22 protein-coding genes and 1 other annotated feature are annotated in these 21673 nt (G+C 52.5%); of the genes, 5 read left to right on the top strand and 17 right to left on the bottom strand.

Annotated elements, in window-relative coordinates:
* Positions 1–50 precede the first annotated feature (50 nt).
* Genes ABIE48_RS13025 through ABIE48_RS13015 form a run of 3 tightly spaced genes read right to left on the bottom strand, consistent with a single transcriptional unit; the run spans position 51 to position 2912 of the window.
* Positions 51–1067 (bottom strand): zinc-binding alcohol dehydrogenase family protein, encoded by a 1017-nt coding sequence (locus ABIE48_RS13025; RefSeq protein WP_192714333.1) that lies wholly within the window; start codon positions 1065–1067, stop codon positions 51–53.
* Between the two features lies 1 nt (position 1068).
* Entirely contained in the window at positions 1069–2016 is a 948-nt protein-coding gene (locus ABIE48_RS13020; protein WP_192714334.1) for an aldo/keto reductase, read from the bottom strand.
* A 47-nt stretch (positions 2017–2063) separates the two neighbouring features.
* Positions 2064–2912 (bottom strand): amidohydrolase family protein, encoded by an 849-nt coding sequence (locus ABIE48_RS13015; protein ID WP_192714335.1) that lies wholly within the window; start codon positions 2910–2912, stop codon positions 2064–2066.
* A gap of 212 nt (positions 2913–3124) precedes the next feature.
* On the opposite strand from ABIE48_RS13015, the gene ABIE48_RS13010 reads away from it, so the two are divergent.
* Positions 3125–3994: an AraC family transcriptional regulator gene (locus ABIE48_RS13010; protein WP_192714336.1), complete on the top strand. Its 870-nt coding sequence runs from the start codon at positions 3125–3127 to the stop codon at positions 3992–3994.
* A gap of 129 nt (positions 3995–4123) precedes the next feature.
* Here ABIE48_RS13010 and ABIE48_RS13005 read toward each other — a convergent pair whose 3' ends face one another.
* From ABIE48_RS13005 to ABIE48_RS12950, 12 genes are all read right to left on the bottom strand, one after another.
* Positions 4124–4534, bottom strand: coding sequence for a VOC family protein (locus ABIE48_RS13005; RefSeq protein WP_192714337.1), 411 nt, complete (start codon positions 4532–4534; stop codon positions 4124–4126).
* Between the two features lie 205 nt (positions 4535–4739).
* Positions 4740–6026, bottom strand: a complete 1287-nt coding sequence (locus ABIE48_RS13000) for an ammonium transporter (protein ID WP_192714338.1) — start codon at positions 6024–6026, stop codon at positions 4740–4742.
* Positions 6023–6439: a hypothetical protein gene (locus ABIE48_RS12995; protein WP_145020201.1), complete on the bottom strand. Its 417-nt coding sequence runs from the start codon at positions 6437–6439 to the stop codon at positions 6023–6025. Before ABIE48_RS12995 ends, ABIE48_RS13000 begins: the two co-directional genes overlap by 4 nt.
* Before the next feature lie 281 nt (positions 6440–6720).
* Positions 6721–7308 (bottom strand): TetR/AcrR family transcriptional regulator, encoded by a 588-nt coding sequence (locus ABIE48_RS12990; protein ID WP_192714339.1) that lies wholly within the window; start codon positions 7306–7308, stop codon positions 6721–6723.
* Positions 7309–8064: an alpha/beta fold hydrolase gene (locus ABIE48_RS12985; protein WP_192714340.1), complete on the bottom strand. Its 756-nt coding sequence runs from the start codon at positions 8062–8064 to the stop codon at positions 7309–7311.
* A 174-nt stretch (positions 8065–8238) separates the two neighbouring features.
* Positions 8239–8634 (bottom strand): VOC family protein, encoded by a 396-nt coding sequence (locus ABIE48_RS12980; RefSeq protein ID WP_192714341.1) that lies wholly within the window; start codon positions 8632–8634, stop codon positions 8239–8241.
* A 177-nt stretch (positions 8635–8811) separates the two neighbouring features.
* Positions 8812–8985 carry a hypothetical protein gene (locus ABIE48_RS12975; RefSeq protein ID WP_167372827.1) on the bottom strand — a complete coding sequence of 58 codons (174 nt, stop codon included), beginning with the start codon at positions 8983–8985 and terminating at the stop codon, positions 8812–8814.
* 16 nt (positions 8986–9001) lie between these two features.
* Positions 9002–9196, bottom strand: coding sequence for a small acid-soluble spore protein H (locus ABIE48_RS12970; RefSeq protein ID WP_145020213.1), 195 nt, complete (start codon positions 9194–9196; stop codon positions 9002–9004).
* 139 nt (positions 9197–9335) lie between these two features.
* Positions 9336–9638 (bottom strand): putative quinol monooxygenase, encoded by a 303-nt coding sequence (locus ABIE48_RS12965; RefSeq protein WP_192714342.1) that lies wholly within the window; start codon positions 9636–9638, stop codon positions 9336–9338.
* Positions 9639–9809: 171 nt separating this feature from the next.
* Positions 9810–10895, bottom strand: a complete 1086-nt coding sequence (gene asd, locus ABIE48_RS12960; RefSeq protein WP_192714343.1) for an aspartate-semialdehyde dehydrogenase — start codon at positions 10893–10895, stop codon at positions 9810–9812.
* Positions 10896–11092: 197 nt separating this feature from the next.
* Positions 11093–11360, bottom strand: a binding site (T-box leader).
* Between the two features lie 119 nt (positions 11361–11479).
* Complete coding sequence (locus ABIE48_RS12955; RefSeq protein ID WP_192714344.1) at positions 11480–12397, bottom strand: NAD(P)/FAD-dependent oxidoreductase; 918 nt, start codon at positions 12395–12397, stop codon at positions 11480–11482.
* 56 nt (positions 12398–12453) lie between these two features.
* Positions 12454–12939 (bottom strand): RrF2 family transcriptional regulator, encoded by a 486-nt coding sequence (locus ABIE48_RS12950; RefSeq protein ID WP_145020225.1) that lies wholly within the window; start codon positions 12937–12939, stop codon positions 12454–12456.
* Between the two features lie 274 nt (positions 12940–13213).
* On the opposite strand from ABIE48_RS12950, the gene ABIE48_RS12945 reads away from it, so the two are divergent.
* From ABIE48_RS12945 to ABIE48_RS12930, 4 genes are all read left to right on the top strand, one after another.
* Complete coding sequence (locus ABIE48_RS12945) at positions 13214–14353, top strand: NADH-dependent flavin oxidoreductase (RefSeq protein WP_192714345.1); 1140 nt, start codon at positions 13214–13216, stop codon at positions 14351–14353.
* Between the two features lie 174 nt (positions 14354–14527).
* Positions 14528–16138 carry a spore germination protein gene (locus tag ABIE48_RS12940; RefSeq protein ID WP_354519016.1) on the top strand — a complete coding sequence of 537 codons (1611 nt, stop codon included), beginning with the start codon at positions 14528–14530 and terminating at the stop codon, positions 16136–16138.
* A gap of 58 nt (positions 16139–16196) precedes the next feature.
* Entirely contained in the window at positions 16197–17399 is a 1203-nt protein-coding gene (locus ABIE48_RS12935) for a Ger(x)C family spore germination protein (protein ID WP_260869168.1), read from the top strand.
* An 18-nt stretch (positions 17400–17417) separates the two neighbouring features.
* Positions 17418–18524: a GerAB/ArcD/ProY family transporter gene (locus ABIE48_RS12930; protein WP_145020231.1), complete on the top strand. Its 1107-nt coding sequence runs from the start codon at positions 17418–17420 to the stop codon at positions 18522–18524.
* A 78-nt stretch (positions 18525–18602) separates the two neighbouring features.
* Here ABIE48_RS12930 and ABIE48_RS12925 read toward each other — a convergent pair whose 3' ends face one another.
* Together ABIE48_RS12925 and ABIE48_RS12920 are read right to left on the bottom strand one after the other, a co-directional pair.
* The gene (locus tag ABIE48_RS12925) at positions 18603–20435 is read right to left on the bottom strand and encodes an alpha-L-fucosidase (RefSeq protein WP_192714346.1); all 1833 of its coding nucleotides are present in this window, start codon (positions 20433–20435) and stop codon (positions 18603–18605) included.
* A 49-nt stretch (positions 20436–20484) separates the two neighbouring features.
* Positions 20485–21660: a glycoside hydrolase family 88 protein gene (locus ABIE48_RS12920; protein WP_192714347.1), complete on the bottom strand. Its 1176-nt coding sequence runs from the start codon at positions 21658–21660 to the stop codon at positions 20485–20487.
* Positions 21661–21673: the final 13 nt, after the last annotated feature.

Genomic DNA, 21673 nt, shown 5'->3' with positions numbered 1-21673 from the left:
ACCGTCTTTGAAGACGGCCGTTCTCTTTAGTGCATCATCCAGCTATGAGCCTACATATCTACCATCGCTTTGATGACCTTGGCAGCCGGGTCCAGCCAATGGTTAAATTGTTCAATCGTATCGTCAAATGCGGCCCGGTGTGTGACGTATGGAGCGACGTCGATCCCGCCGGACCGGATCGTATGCAGCACGTGCATGAAGTCTTCGCGCGTTGCGTTGCGGCTGGCCAGCAGCGTCAGCTCCCGTTTATGGAATTCCGGATCGTGGAACCGGATATCCGCTTTGACCAATCCGACATAGACCAATCTTCCGCCATGGGCGGTATAACGGAACGCGTCAGTCATCGACTGTGCGTTCCCCGTAGCGTCAAACACCACCGAAGGCAGCTCCCCGCCGCAGGCCGCCGCAATTTGTTCATCGGGATTCTGCAATGCGTTCACCAGCGCATCCGCCTCAATCCATTGCTTGCAGAAAGCCAGGCGTTCGTCATTCACATCCATCGCGAGCACATGGGCACCGCTGGCCTTTGCAAAGGCCATGACCCCGAGCCCAATCGGCCCGCCCCCGATGACGAGCGCCGTCTCGCCGGCCGCCAGCCCCGATCTACGCACGGCATGGGCACCTATGGCAAGGGGTTCAATGACCGCGGTCTGGTCCAGCGTCAGCCCGTTCGTTCGAATCAAGTGGGTCACCGGAACGGCAATCCGCTCACGCATGCCGCCGTCCGTATGAACGCCAAGGACCTGCATATCCGTACAGCAGTTGGTCTTCCCGCTTCGGCAGGCAATGCATGTCCCGCAGTGCAAATACGGGATGATACTAACCTGATCGCCGGCTTCAAGCCCATCACGGTTAGTGCCGATTTCCTTAATGATACCTGCCAGCTCATGGCCAAGGATTCTCGGATAAGTAAAAAACGGCTGGTTGCCGCGGAATGCGTGCAGATCGGTTCCGCAAATCCCGACCCGCTTGATCTCGACCACCGCATGCCCCGGCTCCATCACGGGCTCAGGCAGATCCAGCGCCATGTCAAATCGGCCGACGGCTGAACATATGATGCCTTTCATCTCACGCCTCCCCTATTTTCGCGTTATATTCGGGCCTTCCGCTGATCCAGGTCCGGTTATGCACGGGTTCCAAAATGGCGAGCACTTCGCTTAGCAGACGTTCATCCACCGGCTCCTCCACCCAGGAAGCATTCCTGCGGATATTTTCCGGATTGGCTGTGCTGACCAACGTGGTGGGAATGCGCTCGTTTGAAGTGGAAAACTGCACCGCGAGCTTCGCGATATCCTCCCCTTGGTCCGCGCAGAACTGTGCCGCCTTCAAACAAGCCTCCTTGATTTCCGGATTGGCCGGATGCCAGGCAGGCGTTCCCCGGGTGCTCAGCAGTCCCATGGAGATAGGTGAGGCGTTAACGAGTCCCGTATCCCTTTCCTCAAGAAGCGGCAGCAAGTCCAGCAGACTGGTGTCATTCAGGGAATAATGGCAGTAGGAAATGATCGCGTCGACATCGATTTGCGGCAGCAGCGTTTCAAACAGCGCTAGCGGCAGTCCGCATATGCCGGCAAACCGGATTTTGCCCGCCTGTTTGAGCTTTTCAAGCGCAGGTATGGCTTCCTCCAGGATAATTTGCGCCGGGACGAACTCGATATCATGGAGGAACAGGATATCCACTTCATCCACGTTCAGCCGCTTCAGGCTTTCATCCAAACTCGTAAGAATCCGGTTATGGGAAAAATCGAATTCGTGCTCCCCGTAGCGTCCCGCCTTGGTTGACAGCAGGTACCGGTCGCGCGGAATGTCCTTAAGCGCCTTGCCGAGTACCGTTTCGGCTTTAGTCAATCCGTAATAAGGCGAGACGTCAATGTAATTGATCCCGCTGTCAATCGCCTCGTGGACGGTTCGTACGCTCTCCTGCTCATCCGTGTCGCGGAATACGGAGCCTAATGAGGAGGCGCCAAAACTGAGCGCCGATACTTCCAGACCTGTTTTTCCTAGTTTCCGGTATTTCAATTCGGTTTCACCCAACCCTTCTATTCACTCATTTCCCCCGCAGCGTGTCATCTTGTATTCTCATTCTTCAGCCGGTAAAATGCTGCGGCGTTGCCCCCGAACAATTTCAAACTCTCATCTGCCCCCCAAGCAGGTGGAAGCGTCTTCATAAGAGCATCCACGACACCGTCGTAGCTCGAAGCCATCAGGCATACCGGCCAGTCGCTGCCGAACATCACCCGGTCTGCGCCAAAACAGTCCAGAACATGACGGACATAAGGCGTAAGCTGATCCGGCTTCCAGCCGTCATGGTCCGCCTCGGTCACCATGCCGGACAGCTTGCAGTACAGGTTCGGGTAAGACGCCAGCCTGTTCATGTAACCGGCCCATGGTTCCATTTCCCCAGCAGCGATTCGCGGTTTCGCCAGATGGTCGATCACCGCATGCAGATCCGGAATTTGCTCGATCAGCCGGATCAGCGTATCCAATTGATCGGAACGGACGAGCAGATCGACCGGAACGCCAAGGCTCGCATAGTGTTTGAGCGAAGCTGCGTATGAAGGTTCCAGGATCGCATCTGCATCCTCCATATCCTGGATCATGAGGCGGAAGCCGACGAATTTGGGATGCTGCGCAAAGCGCTCAAAATGGTCCTTGTGATCATCATCCGCGAGATCCATATATCCGACCACACCCAGAACCCGATCATCCTGTGCCGCGAGTTCAAGAATATAATCGGTTTCTTCATACGTTGGTGCGGCTTGCACGAGGATCGTCCCGTTGAGATGATGTTCTGCCAGATGCGGAAGCAGATCCGACGGCTGATAATCCCGGTACAGGACAGGAATGGACGGCGTAATCCAGCCGTAGTCGTCCCGGGCGATACTCCAGTAATGCTGGTGAGCGTCTATTCGCATTGCAATTCCCTCCATTCTTGTACACCGATGTTCTTTTCTCAATATAACAACTATGGATCGGTTCTAAAAGAGCGAAATCTTGCACAATCATATCCGATTTTGATATCTTCAAGACAACGAACCCATTTGCTGGCCCTCCTCTTCTGTTATGAATCGTTTACGGAAGGTGAAGGCTCGGCTGATGGTTCCCAATACGCTCAAGGGGCAATGCTATGAATCCCATTCGCAAACAATTTGACGCGCAGCCGGAATTTCCTTTCTCATTCAATTACCGCGACCGCAAAACGGCGCAGCTGGAACTGCCGCATCACCTTCACGACTGGCATGAGCTGGTGTATGTCCACTCAGGCATGGGGTCCTTTTTTATCGACCGGACGATTTACGAAATGCGCCGCGGGGATCTGTTTATCATCCCTGGCAGCACAATCCACCAGGCGTTCCCGGATAAAGACGATCCGGTCACGTCCACTGCCGTGTTTTTTAGTCCCGAACTCGTCCGGCAGTCTTCTTTGGGAGAATCCTTTTCTTACTTACAGTGCTTTGACAGCTGCAGTTCGAACCATGCTTATAAGCTGGAATGCCCCGCTGCGCTGGAGTCGCAGCTCGAAGACAAGCTGGCCGCCATTCAGTCCGAGCTGAGTGGTCAACCCCCGGGCTACCGCCACTCGATAGTACTGTACGTTCAGTACCTATTGCTGCTGATCCACCGGGAACAAAGTGACGGGAGCAGCGGCTCCCGCAGCTCGTTCGTTGGTCCGAACTGGATGCGGCAAAGCTTGCTGTATATCGATGGGCATTACTGCGAGCAGATCAGCCTAAGCTCTTTAAGCCGGCTCGCTTCCGTTAGTTCGGCCCATTTCAGCCGCGTGTTCAAACAGTTGACCGGGATGAGCGTAACGGATTACATCAACGTCAAACGGGTGATCCGGGCCAAAGAGCTGCTGCTTCACACCGACGACAGCATCAGCAGCATCGCCCCGGCCTGCGGGTTTGACAGTATGCCTCATTTTCACAGGAAATTCAAACAGATTGTCGGCCTGACTCCTTCGCATTTCAGGCATACCTCTAGAACAGCCCGATAGAGAGCCCTGCTCACTGGAATAACAAAAGCACCCACCAGCAGGAATTTGCCAAAAAAAACAAATAACCCCTGCTTAAACCTTAAGGTTCAAGCAGGGTTTCAGGACACGGCCTATTGAATTGTGGAACGCTTAGGATTGGGTAGGTACGGACGGTGCAGTAATCATCCAACGAACACCAAACCGGTCCGTAAGTTCGCCCAGATACAACCCGAACGGCTGCTGTTCAAACGGATAAATGACATGACCTCCATCGGCAAGCTTCGAGAATGCCTCGCGGGCTTCCTCTGCGGAGGGGTAGTCGATATTCAGCGACATATTGTTGCCTTGTAGATTCGATTCCATGGAGTCCGACATAAAAATATAGTTGCCTCCGGCTAACGATAAGCACATATGAATCACTTTATCCTGCAAGTCATTCTGTACTCCCATCGACTCCCCATGAGTGATAACGGATTCCAGATTGCCGCCAAGCGAACGGATATAGAAATCCGCCTGACTTCTTGCATCTTCCGAGTAAATAAAAGGTTTCAATACGCCCATCTTGAATACTTCCTTTCCCTGTGGATTGTTAACTCTTCCAGATCAGCGTATCACAGCGGATCACTTTCCGTTTCTTACTGATTGCTAACTTGGAATATGGCGGTGCGGTGCTTAGACCCCATCCCGGAATCTAAATAAATGCTGCAAAATAAAAAGGAACACTTCGAGGGTGATTCGAAGTGTTCCTTGTGAACATTACAAACAGCTATACATTCCGATGTTCTTCGCTCAATGAATAGCGGACTTCATGATCGATAAACTCGTGGGACCGGTCCGCTGCCATAATGCCGTGATAACTGATGTCAAGGCCGATTTCCTCTTCCTCCTCGCTGGAACGAACAGGGACGAGGAGACCAATCAGCTTAAGGCCGACCCAAGTAAGGACAAATCCCCATGCCGCAAGCGCAACCAGTCCTAGCGCCTGAACGCCAAGCAAATGCCAGCTGCCGCTGTAAAAGAGGCCGCCGTCTGTCGCGAACAGCCCCACGGCAAGGGTTCCCCACGCACCGGATACGGCGTGAACGGGGAAGGCGCCGACGGGATCGTCAATCCGGCGTCCCTCCAGCCAGCTCGTTGCCGCCATCATAAGCAGTCCCGAGATCGCACCGATCAGGATGGCGGCGCTGTCGCTGACAAAAGCGCATCCGGCCGTAATTCCGACCAGACCTGCCAAAGAGCCGTTAATCACGGATGGCGCGTCGGAGCGCTGGTAGCGGAACAGCGTATACACCAGTGTGACCGCGCCGCCGGATGCCGCAGACAGCATCGTTGTCAGCGCGATATGTCCGATGCGGACATCGGTTGCACTGAGCGTGCTGCCCGCATTGAAGCCAAACCAGCCAAACCAGAGTAGGAAAGCCCCTACCGAAGCGAGAGGCAGGTTGCTGGGCAGGGCGATCGTGCTGGCACCCGCTTTATTGAATTTGCCTTTCCGGGGACCCACGATCAGCGCAGCCGCCAGGGCCGAGAAGCCGCCGAGCGCGTGAATGACGGCAGAGCCGGCAAAATCCTGCATGCCGAGCTTCGTCAGCCATCCGCCGCCCCAGGCCCAGTGGCCGCCGATCGGATAGATCAGGCCGGTCATCAGGACGATATACAGCAAATAAGCTCTAAAATTGATCCGCTCGGCCACAGCCCCCGAAACGATCGAGATGACGGCGATGGTGAAGGCCGCCTGGAACAGCCAATACGTATCCAGCGACACTGTCAGCTGGAGGTGGGATAAATCGCCACCAAGGACAAATCCGCTCGTCCCGATGATCCCTCCGGCGTCCTTTCCATACATGAGCGCAAATCCGAATACATAAAAAACCAACGTACCGATCGTGATATCAGCGAATACCTTCATAATAATGTTGACGCTGTTCTTGTAACGAACAAACCCTGCCTCAAGCAGGGCGAACCCGCCCTCCATCAGCAGAATCATGGCGGCGCTGAGAACGACCCATACGGTATCCATTCCCGTACCTAAAGATTCAAGCGTTAAATTCATTCCTGTGAAGCCTCCATTTCCTGAAGCAGTCTGATTTCCCGGATCAGTTCAGGAGACAGAAATACCTCGTTTGAATCCCTTATCGGTAAACGCAGCCTATCAAGCACCTGATCCAGTTCCCGAATACTGCGCTTGATCGCGTCGATCTTCTTGAACCGTTCTTTGACATGGACCATATACTCAACTGCCTGATGATGGCTGGCTGGCCGCCCTGTAAACAAGCGCCGGATCGGGGACATGGATTGATACAGTGCCTCTTCCGCCCGGCGTTTCTGCTCGTATTTATCGATTTTGTTTTTTAACTCTTCTACGTCTTCTTCTTTCGTCGCTTTAACGCGTTCAAGTAAAATAAATAATTCCTGTTCCGGCATATCAAAACTGATATTGCGGTACACTTCATCGATAATTACCATGTGAGGTCTCCTTACACGTCGGGTCACTTTAGTTGATTATATGGTCATTAAACGTAGAAGTCAATAGATTGATAGAGAAAAACACCTCTGCTGGCAAAAAAGCTTTCATGAAGTATTTCTATTCGTTTTGTCCCGATAGTTACCAGCTGTATTTATAAATTTTATCGTTTAAACGCCCCCCTAAGACACGAACTCAATCAGCAAAAAACAGCTGCATCAGCAGCTGTTCCCTGTTCATTTGGATTTATAAAAGGCGACTGATTGCCCTCTTACGTTTGGCGCTAAACTTGGCAGAAATCCTCAATGATTTGCCGCTTCATAGCCTCGACCGGAAATTGATCCGGATAAGTCGAGATCATGAGCATGATTCCCTGCAGTGCGGAGGAAAAGTACAATGACCTCGCTACCGGGTCGGATGCTCCCAGTTTTTCGAACATGCGGCACTGGATTTGAAACTGGCGGGCACTTTCCTCAATCAGGAGCTTGCCGTATTTGGCGACGGTTTCATCGGCTTCCGGCTGGGTCTGCAGGTGCAGATAGAACCGGAACACCTCGGGAGAACGCCGCACATTATCGACGGCCCCTTCAACGATATGTTTCAGCTGCTCTGCCGGCGTCTCCAATGCCTCTGCCTTCTCCATGACCTGTATCAATTCCCCGATTCTGGCTTCGACCATGGCACTGAGCAATTCTTCTTTCCCTTTGTAGTAGTTGTATAGAAGCCCTTTGGACACGCCGGCGTGTTTGGAGACGTCATCGATCGAGGTGGCATGGTAACCTTTTCTCATAAAAAGCTCTATGGCTGCTTCCCGGATCTTCGCCTTGGCCTGCTGACGTATTCGTTCATTCTCTTCCTGGGTGCGCGGCATTTAACGACTCTCCTCCAAAAACTCGGCAATATAGCTGTACATCATCTCCGGATGGGTTAAGGGCATCATATGGTCCGCCCCCGGAATTTGGACATAACGAACAATCGGCAAGCTCCGGAACAGCTCTGCGACGCGTTCATTATCCGGGATCTCGTTATCGCCGATCATAAGCAGGGTTTTTATGTGAAGGTCTTCCAATCGGCCGATGGCCGGAGGCTGCGGCCAAAGGGATTCGAAGCTCCCCCACTCGGCCGTTTTGGCCAGGTGATGCCTGAACATGTCAATCATCAAGCGGCGCTGCGGACTGGACATCACGATCCGGTACAGCGGAGCGCTAAACGCGAGCTCCATAATTTTATCGGCATCCGGGGCGGCCGCGTTCACCTCACTCATCCAGCGCTCAAACTCCGGTGATGGCTTATAGCCCGTCAACGATGGGCCGATGAGCACCAAGCCCGAAACACGATTCGGGTATTGAAGGCTGAAGTCGGTGGCGATTTGGCCGCCTCCTGAATGGCCGATGAGGACGGCGGTATCCAGGTGAAGGTCATCCATCAGCTCATGCAAGTCTTCGACGTAGTTCGCCGGTTCCTTGGGAGAAGGAGATTTGCCTGCACCACGGCCGTCATAAGTAATGACCTGGTTATCTTTGGCGACTAATGGTGCCAAGAATGACCATAGCCTGCTGTCCGTGCCTCCGCTGTGTATAAAAATGACGGGCTTTCCACTGCCATGAATCTCATAATACAAATCCATCCTGGATCCCTCCATCCATCATTTACCTGATTATGTCATCATATTACTATTGGTTGAACGGTTAGTCAATGAAAAAAACGCCGAACCCATCGGGTTCAGCGTATGGAGTTCAGCTTATCATCATCTTTAAGCTTTATCCGTCTTCCCCAACTCCCTGCAATCTTTCAAAAGGAATCAACGCAGCTCCTGCGCGATTTCCCAGATATGCCCGCCCGGATCCTGGAAACTTGCCGTACGGATTCCCCATGGGCGGTCCATCGGACCGTTCAGCAGCGCAACGCCGGCTGAATTCAGCTCTGTACACAACGCATCCACGTCATCAACACGGATCGTGAACACAAACCTCGCTCCTGCCCCTCGGTCTGCCACCGGAGCCGGATGCGTAAGCTCGTCCGCTTCGGTTATTTTCAGCAGATTGACGCTCATGTTCCCGAAGTTATATACTGCCGAGTTGTCGTCCTCGTAGACGGAGGAAAGGCCGAATACCCGCTCATAGAATGATTTGGCCTCCAGCAGATCTTCCACAAACAACGTGATGACATCGATGTTTTTGGCTCCCCATTGATTCATCGTCCATCTCTCCCTTTTGAAATGTGATCAAAAACACTCGTTCTCATGCTGATTCTATCAAATCATCATGAGCCGGATTTATTCCCGATTGCTATTCTTGCGTAAAAAGTGAATACATTCGATCGGGAACAACAATAAAGCGCACAGGTTCGCCTGTACGCTTTAACAGCTTTGTCGTTATTTTTCCTCCAGCTCATCGGGCACATCGTACTTATTAATATGCGAAGTCATGGCCGCGACGGCATCACTGGCATCGGTCGTAGCGGGCACTTCGCGTACCACATCATCGGTGACGTCATAGTCGTTCAACCGATCTGCCTCTTTTTCATTTTGTTTAGGCACTTCTTTCATCGCAATTCTCTCCTTTTTATCCCAGAAAATGATCCTGCTCCTGTAACGAATACAGCGGTACTTCCCGCTCAGCTTCCGGATTGTCGAGCGGATAGACGCGTGCGGTTTCGCTCAGCTCGTCCACATGCTGTATATAGATGGGGGTTCCATCCAGCAGTACGTTTGCCATGACTGGCGAGGATGCGATTTCCTGTGCTCTTTGAACGTTCATTTTGTGTAATGCCTCCATATGTTGAGTAGAGTTCGCTTATACTATGTACGGGGGCATGCGGTGTTATGCATCGCGCTCCCCGGAAACAAAAAAACCGCGGCATCCGCGGTTTGCTGTCATACATGGTTTGTATCAGAAATCAGAATCCTTTGCCTCCGATCGGCCGGACCTTGATGCCGCCGGCTTCAGCAATGAGATGCCTGCAGCGTCCGATGAGCTCCAGCACCTTCTCATTCTTCAACGAGGCCGCGTGAGCCTCCTTGCTTTCCCATAGTTCCGTAATCCAAAGATCGTCCGGATTGTCCTCCGCTTCATGCAGGATATAATAGATGCAGCCTTTCATATCCTCAAGCGTCCCGCTGGACTCCAGCATCATTCTCGCGAGCTCATCGCGCTGCCCCGGCTTTGCCGTCAGTTTGCCGAACATTGCATATTTTTCCATTCTCGTCCTCCCCTTCATCACAACTCGTACATGTGATTCATTCCCTCGCAACTATCATCAGTATAGACGATAATTACTGACAGATACGGTCAGGGATTTTGAGAACTTGTCCTAAAGTTCGTGAAAACAAATAAAAAGGGCCGGATACACCGATCCGATCCCTTGTACTTGTTACTTGGCTTGAATATATCCTTCTTCCTTCAGCAGTTCGGCAATCAGCACAGCCCCGCCTGCGGCGCCGCGCAGCGTATTATGCGAAAGACCCACGAATTTAAAATCATAAATGGAATCCTCACGCAGTCTGCCTGCCGAAACGCCCATGCCGCGTTCAATATCACGATCGAGCTTCGTCTGCGGCCGGTTTTCTTCCTCAAAATACGTAATGAACTGCTTCGGTGCGCTTGGAAGGCCCAATTCCTGCGGTCTTCCTTGATACGCACGCCAGCGCTCAATAATTTCTTCCTTCGACGTCTTTTTCTCAAAAGAGACGAACACGGTCGCCAAATGCCCGTCTGTCACAGGCACGCGGATGCACTGGGTCGTGATGATCGGAGAGGACGCCTTAACGATTTGCCCGTTGTCGATGCTGCCCCAAATGCGCAGCGGCTCCTGCTCGCTCTTCTCTTCCTCACCGCCGATGTAAGGAATGACGTTATCCAGCATTTCCGGCCAGTCCGTAAAGTTTTTGCCTGCGCCGGAGATGGCCTGGTAAGTCGACGCAACAACCTGAGTCGGTTTAAGATCAAGCAGCGCGTTCAGCTGCGGCACATAACTCTGGATCGAGCAGTTCGGTTTGACCGCGATAAACCCGGTCTTGGTACCGAGCCGCTGTCTTTGCGCTTCAATTACGCCGATATGACCTGGATTGATTTCCGGAATCACCATAGGCACGTCAGGCGTCCACCGGTGAGCGGAGTTGTTCGAAATAACAGGCGTACCGGTTTTTGCATACGCTTCTTCAAGCGCTTTGATTTCATCCTTCTTCATATCCACGGCGCAGAAAACAAAGTCAACTCCCGAAGCAACCTCTTCGACCTTCGAAGCGTCCTGAACGACAATTTGCTTGACGTCCTCGGGAATCGGCGTTGCCAGTTTCCATCTTCCCTGCACCGATTCTTCATAGGTTTTACCGGCGGAACTGCTGCTTGCCGCAATCGCGGTCACCTGGAACCAGGGATGCTGATCCAAGAGCTGTACGAAACGCTGGCCAACCATGCCGGTTCCACCGACAATACCGACTTTAAGTTTTTGTGACATGAGTGATTCCAATCCTTTCGAAGTAGAGTATGAGATGTTGTCTGCTAAACAAATACTATGGTGACAGGCGTGGCTCGTTAAACCGTCTATTAGACACTATTCAAACCGTTTGAATTGGTGTGCCCATCCGCCTGTGAGCAGCGATATTTACAGGATCATGACGAAAAAATAAAAAATCCCACCCCCAAGACTGCCGTCTTAGGGACGAGATATCATACTCGTGGTACCACCCCAGATTCGCTAAAATGTCGCCATTTTAGCCTCTTCGAGTACGGCATCAGTCAATCGATGCATATACCCTAGCTCTGTAACAGGAGCTCCTGGCACACCATCCTCTCATTGAACATCGGGTTCCGGCGTGCTGCTCAGAGGCTTTATTCAATAAAGGACTCAATGCTCCTTTTCAGCGGACGGAGCTCTCTGGGAAATGCTTCCTTTACCTACTCTTCTCTTCATCGCATTTCAAATTAACGGTTCTTACATTACGCTTATAATATCGGAAGTTACGCCTTACGTAAACCTTTTTTCGCAAAAAAATTCCGATTTCACAAACCTGGCAAAAGAATGGATCTATCGGATGCGATTCAGCGAACCGATTTCCATGCCTCATCCAACAGTTCGGAATTGATACCCATGCCTGCCAACGCGCCCATGGAAGCCGCAGCAATGGCTTGATACATGTCAGAAGCGGCATCTCCGGCACTGAATACACCGGGGATATTGGTCTTGCCGATCCGATCGGCCACAATGCTTCCGGATTCCGACACTTCGCAGCCCAGCGACTGCGGCAGGTCAGTGGCAGCGGCCAGCTTCGGCGCAAAGAAAATCCCGGTGCAGGCAACGGATTCGCCGTTCTCCAGGAGAACCTGCTTTACGTTGCCTTCTTCAGACTCAATCTTGTGAATCGCCGTGTCCTTAACGTTAATGCCGTGGCGCTCCAACTCTTCGCGCTGCTCCGCATTCAATTCATCCGGACCGTTCGTACATAACGTTAAATTCGCAGACCATCCCATCAGCACTTTGGATAAATGCATCGCTCCTTCGCCCTTGGCAATCATTACGAGCTGCTGGTCCTGCAGTTCCCAGCCGTCGCAATAAGGGCAGACAAAAGCGGTTTTGCCGTATACCTCGTCCAACCCGGTAATATCCAGAGGCAGGTCTCGTTTGCCGGTTGCAAACAACAGCTTCTTGCTGTGGAACACCTTTCCGTCAACCGTGCGGATCCGGAAGTCGCCGTCGCTTCCTTCCACGGATTCCGTCTTCCCTTGAACAAACTTGATCGCAGGGTACTGACTGATTTGTTCTCTGGCGATCCGCCGGAACTCCGCGGGAGCGATACCGTCCCGAGACAGGAAGTTATGCATCTCATGGGTTACCCGATTGCGCGGGCGGCCTTCGTCAATTACCACCGCGGAACGTCTTGATCTGCCCAGCGCAAGCGCTGCGCTCATGCCGGCTGGCCCTCCTCCGATAATAACCGCATCCAACAATACTTCTGACATTCTAATCCCTCCCTTTATAGATCCTTTTTATCCATAATAAATGCGCAAGAAGCCTATTACTTCTTGCCTGCTGCATGGGCATCACATGAGCCCGCCTGGTTCAGCGCCGATTGGATCGTATGCTGCTGGAGATAACGGTTCATCTGCTGTTCCGCGGCATCCATCACCTGTTTGACCGGGCATCCTTCGCCGAAAGCAAATTCCGGCGTTTCCGGTTCGTCCCCCGCAGCTTCCAGGGCCGGCAGCGGATGGTCGCTCCCGTGGAAGCATTCGTACAAGTGCTGACGTCCTTCGAGAACCTGAACCACGTCCAGAAAAGTAATTTCACTGGCGGCCCGGGCAAGCTCATAGCCGCCGTTCACACCGGTAACTGCGCGAACAAGCCCATCCTGCCGCAGCTTGGACATAATTTTGGATAAATAGCTCTCGGAAGCGCCCAGGGATGAGGACAGTTCTTTAATTCCCACGTTGCGGCCCCGTTCCGATTTCGCCAGCAGCATCAAGGCGTGTAAACCGTATGCAGTACTTTTAGAAAATTGCATGCTGGATTCCTCCTTTTCAAGCAGCAAACCATAACAGCGCATTTATTATGGACCTGTAATGTCCATTATATGCAGAACATGATGATAAATCAAGCTTCCTACCTATGAGTGCATCATTTTTTTAAGCATCACTGCCACACTAGCTTACTTTATGTTAGTTGGTCCAGGTACTTGGATTATCTCCAAAGATTTTGCGTTCTTACGGGATGCTGCTTCTCCTCTTATAATCATAACAAGTTCAATAAAAGAATCGTTGCGAAGGAGTTGTCACCCAATGAAGAAATCGTATTCCCCCCTTTTTGATCCATTTCATTTTCCGTCAGCCAACATTTCTTTAAAAAACCGGATCGTTATGTCTCCGATGACCCATATGAGTTCCAATGCGGACGGCTCCATCTCCGAACAGGAAATTCAATACTACAAACGGCGTTCTCATGGCGCTGCCATGGTCATCACGGCGGCAACGTATGTAATGCAGCAAGGAGGAATGCCTGGTGCGCCCGGCGCCGACAACGACGCCCTCATTCCCGGACTCCGCCGGCTTGCCTCGACGATCCAGGAGAACGGAGCCAAGGCCGTTCTGCAAATTTTCCACGCAGGCAGACAAGGCTCCAAGACAGGCGATTATGTCAGCGCCGGAAACATCCCGGAAGACCGGGAAGGAGCCCCCGTCCCGCGCAGTCTCGCCGAGCAGGAAATGGAAGGCATCATTCATGCTTATGCAGAAGCAGCCCGAAGAGCGGTTGACGCCGGATTTGACGGGGTGGAAATTCACGGCGGCAACGGGAATTTGCTGCATCAATTTTTATCCCCGATGACGAACCGCCGCACGGACCGTTATGGAGGGAACCTGGAGAATAGAATGACACTGGCCTTAGCCATTATTCGTGTGGTCCTTCGGACCGTTCGTAAAGAGTCTGAACAACCTTTCTTGGTCGGCTTCCGGTTTTCGCCTGAAGAGGCGGGAACGCCGGGCATTACGATGGCCGATACCCTCTCGTTCGTCGATGCATTGTCGGGTACCGGGATTGATTACCTTCATGTATCGTTGACCAGCTTCCGTTCCGTGCCGCGAAGGGGGATTCAGGACCGCCGGTCACGATTGGCGATTCTTCAGGAGCGCGTCGGCTCGCGTATCCCGATTATTGGCGTCGGCAGCATTTACACGCCCGATGATGCGCTGGAGGCGCTGACCTCCGGCATCCCGCTCATCGCCCTGGGACGGGAGCTCATCATGGAACCGGATTGGGTACAGTTGGTATTGGAAGGCCGTGAACAGCAGATCCGAACGTCCATCTCCCCTCTCGACCTGCAGGAATTATCGATTCCCGAACCGCTGTGGAACCTCATGATGAGTATTCCCGGCTGGTTCCCGCTGCGCAGTGACCCGCAAGTTGTGGACGCCGAAAGGTAATGATTTTCCCTCAGTCTATTGCTTGTTTATAAATCGCGACAGACGGCCGCCAGCCGTCTGTTTTGCTTTTTCCGGCATCGTTTTCTGAAGTGCAATCCTCTTTCGATGCCCCTAGTTTAAGTTCCTCCGAAAAAGGCAACGATGAAGCAGAATATAAATTTCAAGGTGAGGATTATGATGCGGCCTTTTTTCAAATCCAAACAAGATTCCAGCGGTGATCCCAACCAAAATCATGACAAAAACGAGCAGCCTTCGGAATTTAATATGCCTGAAACGCCTCTTTCCAAATACTTGGATGTTAACGTCCAAATGATCAAGGAAATGACGGGCGACAGTTCCGATATTATTATCCGCCGATTGGACCAGGCCTTGGGAAAACCTATCCACGTCGCCGTCATCTACACCGACGGTTTAGCCGATGAGCAGATTATCAACAATTCCATTTTGAAATCTTTGACGCAAATCCAGGCCGATGCGGATTGTTCGCTGGACCCGCCAAAACAGGTTCTGGGTTGGATCAAAAACCGGTTTTTAGCCATTGGCCAAATCACGGATATCGATACTATGAAGAAGCTGTTTGACGCCATTCTTGCCGGCAATACAGTCATTCTGGTAGACGGGACAGCCAAAGGAATATCAGCATCCTCTGCCGGGGGAGAACAGCGCGGTGTAGACGAACCCCAGTCCCAAACCGTCATCCGCGGACCCAGGGAAGGCTTTACGGAAAACCTCCGGGTCAATACGTCATTAATCCGCCGCAAAATCAAAAATCCGAATCTATGGATCGTTGACCGAACGATCGGCCGCGTAACCCAAACGGACGTAGCCGTCATGTACATCCATGGTATCGCCAATGATAACGTGGTGCAGGAAATTTTAAAGCGGCTTGACCAAATTGACATCGACAGCGTTCTGGAAAGCGGATATATCGAGGAATTTATTCAGGACGCCACCTTTACACCTTTTCCGACCCTTACGAATTCAGAACGTCCTGACGCCATAGCCGGGGCTATTTTAGAAGGAAAAGTAGCCATTCTCGTAGACGGGAGCCCCTTTGTGCTCATTGCCCCCATTACGATTTTTAAGCTGTTTCAGTCCAGCGAGGATTATTACCAAAAATTCGATATTGCGACGTTTTTACGCTTGATGCGTATCATTGCGTTTGTGTTTTCCATGCTCCTGCCCTCGATGTACATCGCGATCACAACATTTCATCAGCAGATGCTGCCGACAACCCTGCTCATCAGCCTCGCGGCCCAGCGGGAAGGCGTTCCGTTTCCGGCATTCGTCGAAGCGCTAGCCATGGAAATCACCTTTGAAGTTTTGCGGGAAGCCGGAGTACGGATGCCAAGGGCGATCGGCTCCGCGATTTCGATCGTCGGCGCGCTCGTGCTTGGGCAAGCGGCGGTTCAAGCAGGTTTGGTATCCGCCGCAATGGTTATTATAGTGGCTTTTACCGCCATTGCCGGCTTTGTCGCTCCATCAGTCAGCTTATCCAATTCGGCTCGGCTGCTTCGTTTCGGATTCATGCTGCTTGCGGCGACGCTGGGACTGTTCGGGATCATTGCAGGATTAATGGCGATGCTCATCCATTTATCAGGGCTACGGTCTTTCGGAATCCCATATTTGATTCCAATGGCGCCCTTTTCTCCTTCCGATCAAAAGGACGTGTTGGTACGCGTGCCTTGGTGGGCCATGCTCAAACGTCCTACCTTAATCAGCCAAAAAAACACCAAACGCCAAAAATCGATCCGCAAACCATCGCCATCCAAAGATGAACAATAGCAGGTGAACATCCAGGTCAAACAAAGAGGTGGGAAAGATGCTCCGGAGACTGGGCCTTATGATTCTCTTACTGTCGGTCGCACTGCTGACTAGCGGATGCTGGGACAGCCAGGAATTGAATACACTGAGCATCATTTCTGCGACATCCATCGACCGGAACAACGGGAAATGGGAGATTTCGTTCCAGGTCGTCATTCCGCAATCGATTGCCACCCAGACAGGCGGCGGCAGTGCAGGAAGCCAGTCTCCGACGACCATTTTCTCAACCAAGGGACGCTCAATCGCCGAGGCGATGCAGAATGCCAGCCTGGAAACATCAAGGAAGCTTTTTTTCGCCCACAACTCCGTCCTTATTCTTAGCGAAGATGTTGCCCGGGAAGAAGGAGTCGGAGAAATTCTTGATTTTTTCCTTCGTCCGTTCGAGAGCAGGGAGACCATGTCCGTCCTCTTAACCAAGGGCAAAGCCTCCAATTTGTTGGAAGTGCTCATCCCTTTGGAAAAAATATCCGGTAACGCCATCCAGCGGATCATCGATCAAAGCCAGAAAAATCTGTCCCAGGCTCAAAACATGCGGCTCATCGATTTCGCCAGAATGATAGCCAGCCTTGATGAAAGCGCGATGGCGCCCGAACTTGAGGTCTCCGGAGATCTGACCAAGCAATCCTCCCTCGATGCCCTGAAATCGACGCGAAATGATGCGGTCATTAAGCTCGGAGAGCTGGGCGTATTCCGTAAGGACAAGCTGGTGGGATGGATCGATCAAAAAGATAGCCGTTCTGTAGCATGGCTCTCCGACCGTGTCAGCAGCATGATGGTTGTGGTTCCGTGCAGCGCAAAAGGCCAAGAAAATCAGCTGCTCAGCTATCGAGTGCTGAAATCGTCCACCAAACTGGAACCGAAGGTCATCCATGGAAAATCGATCATTCTCGCCAAGATTCAAGCAACGGGAGCGATCGACGAATCCGGCTGCAATCTGGACTTAAAGAATCCGGGGGTCATTCGGGACATAGAACGTACGATAAGTAAACAAATCGGCGGCGAAATCATGGAGACCTGGAGCCATCTGCAGGAAATGAACGTGGATCTAGCCGGATTCATGAACGCGATACACCGTAAAGATCCCTCTACTTGGAGAAAACTGATGAAAACGAAGCGTCCCATCGAGGAAATCAGCCTGCGTGTGCAGGTCAAGATTAACATTGAGCATACGAACATGATTAACAAGCCGTACTCCAGCTTGCTCAAAGACCAAAAATTCTAGCGGAAGGAGTGCCCCTACTTGCAAAAAATAGACAAATACGAGCTGATCGCGATGATGATCCTGTTTTTGATCGGAACTTCCCCATTATACGAATTGGGCGTGGGAGCCAAGCAGGACGCCTGGCTGGTCGTCATTGTCGCGATGCTGGCCGGACTGCTGCTGCTCCTGGTTTACCTTTTCATCCAAAAGGGGAACGAGGACCGCAATCTCTTCGAAATCCTGAACCAACAGCTGGGTCGTATTCTGGGAACGATCGTCACCATCGCTTATATTTTCTATTTTTCCTATGAATCCATGAGAAACACCAGGGAGTTTGGGGACATTATCAACATTTCCTTTCTTCCCAAAACGCCGCTGTCCCTCCTGATGCTGATCATGATTCTGCTGTCCGCCTATGCGATTTCCAAGGGAACGGAAGTTTTTTTCCGCGTCGTCGAATTTCTGCTCCCCTTTACCATCTTCGGCTATTTCCTGATTTTCTTGATGTTCATCGTCTCAAAAAATATTCATCTGGAGCGGCTTCAGCCCGTGCTCGAGCATGGAATCATGCCTGTGATCAGGGAAGCCATTCCTAAAGTCATCAGCTTCCCGTTTGGCGAGGTCGTCGTGTTTCTTGCGTTTTGGAAGCATTTGAACAACAAAAAAAACCTGTCCAAGCTGTCGATCTTTTCCTACCTGTTCGTGGGAATCCTGCTGCTGATCTTCAACTTGTTGAATTTAACGATATTGAGCCCCCAAATCTTAAGCATTACTACCCTCCCCATGCTCAGATCGGTCCGCTTGATCGAAATCGCTGATTTTCTCGAACGGCTTGATCCGGTCATTATTTTGCTGATTTATATCGGCATTTTTGTGAAAATGACGGCTTTTTACTTGGGGGCGGTCATTGGCCTGTCCTACTTGGTCAAAATAAGCCATAAAAAATTAACGATCATCGTCGGGGCGTTCATTTATACCATTTCTTTCGCCGCGCCCAATTTTATATACCATACCTGGATCGGCTTCACGCGAAACCTGGTGTACGACTTTCCGGTTTTTCAGATCTGGATCCCGCTTGGCTTGGCAGCCGTCGTCCTGATGAAAAGGCTCTTTTCCCGAAAAAGGAAACAGACGAGAAGATCTTGAAAGAAAAAAGGAACCGCCGCCTGATACTTGTCAGAGGCAATGGTTCCTTTTCCGTAATTCAACACAATCCGGTTCGGGTTAACGCTGCAGCTTCAAGCATCTGGGGTGCATTAAATATTGGCCCGTAATTTTTTCCGCCTGAAGACGGATCAAATACTCCCCCGCTTCGGGAAAACGGAACCTTCCCACGTAAAACTCCTGGAAGTCATACGGTCCGCCGGTGGACTGCACCTGAGCACGCAGTGTCTGGTCTCCGGTGGTCACCAGGAAGGTACCGCCGCCGCCTCCCTCGCCGTCACTGCTGCCATATTCGATGCGCACGTCGAACTCTGCGGCACCCAAGGTCCGGACAGACCAGACCGCCTCGGCACTTTCGTCTATCCAATCCAGGAGGTTGTCACGGCCCTTTTTCCCAGTATCGAACTTTAGACCAGCTCCGGATATTTCGGCATCAAAGACGCCTAATTCAAGGATGCTGCCTTCCCGTGAGTCCAATAGTCCCACCGGGTTGCCTTCCACCGGACCGGAACAGAGGATGGCGATGACCTGTGGTTTGGAAAATCCGTTCGTGTCGGAAAGCATCGATTCAGGCAGTTCGATTTCCAAGTCCTGTTTCGATAATCGGGTTAAATTCAGTTCCCTGCCGTCTTTCAGCTTGTAAGCCCTCAGAACGTCCGTCTTTAAGCCAGGAACAACCAGCTTCCGATCTGCCGGCCGGTCGAAGACATGCAGATACAGCATGTTTCCTTTCACGGTGCACCTGCCCCATGATGGCCTTGCCGTCGGGGATGCCCCCGCCCCGTAAATACTGTCTCCGTATGTATCTAACCAACCGCCGATTTCCAGCAAAATCGATTCGGATACCGGATCCCACTCTCCCGTCTCTGTCGGTCCGATATTGATGACCAAATTGCCGTTTTTGCTGACGACATCGATCATCTGCCGGATAATGGATGCGGGAGATTTCCAGTTGTGATCCGATTTTTTGTACCCCCATGAATCGTTTAGCGTGATGATGTTCTCCCAGTCCTGGCGCAAAGTCCGCGTGGTCAGCTGATTATCGGACGTGTTGGAGTAATCCCCGAGGGGAGCCTTCCACACCCGGCTGTTCACCAGGCAGTCCGGCTGAAGCGAGTATACGGCGTCCAGAAACTGCTCCCCCTGCTCGCGGGTCAGCTTGCCGCCGCAGTCGAACCACATGAGGCCGACCTTCCCGTAATCCGTCAGCAGCTCGCGAACCTGAGGTATCGATTTATTATTCAGATAGCGCTCGAAGCGGCTTCGTTTATCCGGATCGTGCACCCAGCTCTCCACGTCGTCATAAGCACCGATATTGCCGGGGTAGTCCCAGGTGTTCCCCTGGGAATCGGGATCATGCCAGTCCATGGCGTGCGAGTAGTAAATACCCAGCACCATTTCTTCCTGCTCGCATGCTTCCGCCAGCTCCCGGAGCGGATCTCTTCCAAAGGCCGCATGCTGCACGATGGAGTAATTGGACACATGCGAATCATACATGGCGAATCCGTCATGATGCTTGGCCGTGAAAATGATATATTTCAAGCCAGCCCTTTTGGCGGTACGCACCCACTTCAGCGCGTCTAAAGAAGAAGGATTCCAGCCTGCCGCCATCTCTTCATATTCGGCGGCCGGAATCTTTGCGCGCAGCATGATGTGCTCACTGTAGGAAGCTTGGATCTCCTTCCCTTTCCACTCGCCTGCCGGCCGTGCGTAGGGTCCCCAATGGATGAACAGGCCAAGCCGGGCTTCCCTCCACCATTCCATCCGGTGATTTTGCTCCTCAGACTGAGGGCCATCAGAGACTGTCTCTATAGGAAAAGGATCATCGAGCAGGTTCTCCGGCGCGGACCCTGCTGCTGTCTGCTGGGCCTGTTGTTCGGCCTGTCGTTTCATTCGTCATGTCTCCTTTCGCGCTGAATTACTGCCTCAGCGCTGATACACATTACCACAATCTCAGCGCCGAGCCGCGCAGTTTGGATACCGCCTCAACAAAGAAATAATCGCCGTAAATCAGCGGCGTATCGATATGCACACCACCCGGCAGATTGGATGTGCCGGACAGGATCAGGCCTTCTTCCCCCGGCATATCCCATGTGCCGTAATGTTCATGCAGAGAGCGCACGATGCGTTCCGCAGAACGGAAATACAGCCGCGCTTCCGCCTCGGGTACCAGACGGGACATCTCGATCAGCCCGCATGCCGCGCAGGCCCCGGCCGAAGTATCCCGCGGCTTGCCCCCTTCTTCAGGCGCCCGGAAATCCCAGTGCGGCACATGGTCCTCCGGCAGATTCGCCAGGAAAAAATGGGCGGCTCGCTTGGCGCCAGTCAAAAAGCGTTCTTCTCCCGTGTAAATATAAGACAGGGTGAGTCCGTAGATGGTCCAGGCACTGCCTCGGGACCAGGCGGATTCTTCCGCATACCCCTGACCGGACATGGCACCGATTCGTTCACCCGACTCGGGATCAAATTCGAGGATATGATAACTGGATCCGTCCGGACGCAGAAAATGCGCCAGCACCGTATCTGCATGCGCCGCGGCGATATGGCGGAACCGGGGATCCTCCGTTACTTCAGAGGCCCAATACAGCAGCGGCAGATTCATCACCGTGTCGATGATGGACCAGCCTGCCCGGTTCACCTGCTCCAGGTCATGCCAGGCGCGGATGAAGCTGCCTTTTACATTAAAGCGGCTTGCCAGCTGGGCGGCGGCCATCAGCCCGCGGTGTTTGGAACGCTCGCTGCCGGTAATCCGGTAGTCGGCCACGGCCGAAAGCGTCCATATAAATCCGGCATCATGATGCACAGCGAGCGAATACAGCGGTTCGTCCAGCTTCTCCTCAATCAGCTCGGCAATCCCCAGCAGCCCTGGATGGTGCCCGTTTTCGGCAATATGCCACAAGATCCCCGGCCAGAAGCCGGCAGTCCACCAGGACGGGCGCATGTTGTCATAGACACCGTTGACGGATGCATGCGGAAAACTGACGCCAATCCGCTGACTGGTGCGCTCCACTTTGTTTACGATTTGCTGCCAAGCCCCTTCCGCCCACTGCTGAACGGATTCCGATATAAGCGCCGAGCTCCCTTCGCTACCCTTTTGTTTCGAAACGGTCTCTCCCATATGATCTCCTCCT

It is taken from the genome of Paenibacillus sp. OAE614, from assembly GCF_040546645.1.
Taxonomy (GTDB): domain Bacteria; phylum Bacillota; class Bacilli; order Paenibacillales; family Paenibacillaceae; genus Paenibacillus_AQ; species Paenibacillus_AQ favisporus.
The sequence above is the reverse complement of the archived record's forward strand: the minus strand, read 5'-3'. Positions and strand labels throughout refer to the sequence as shown.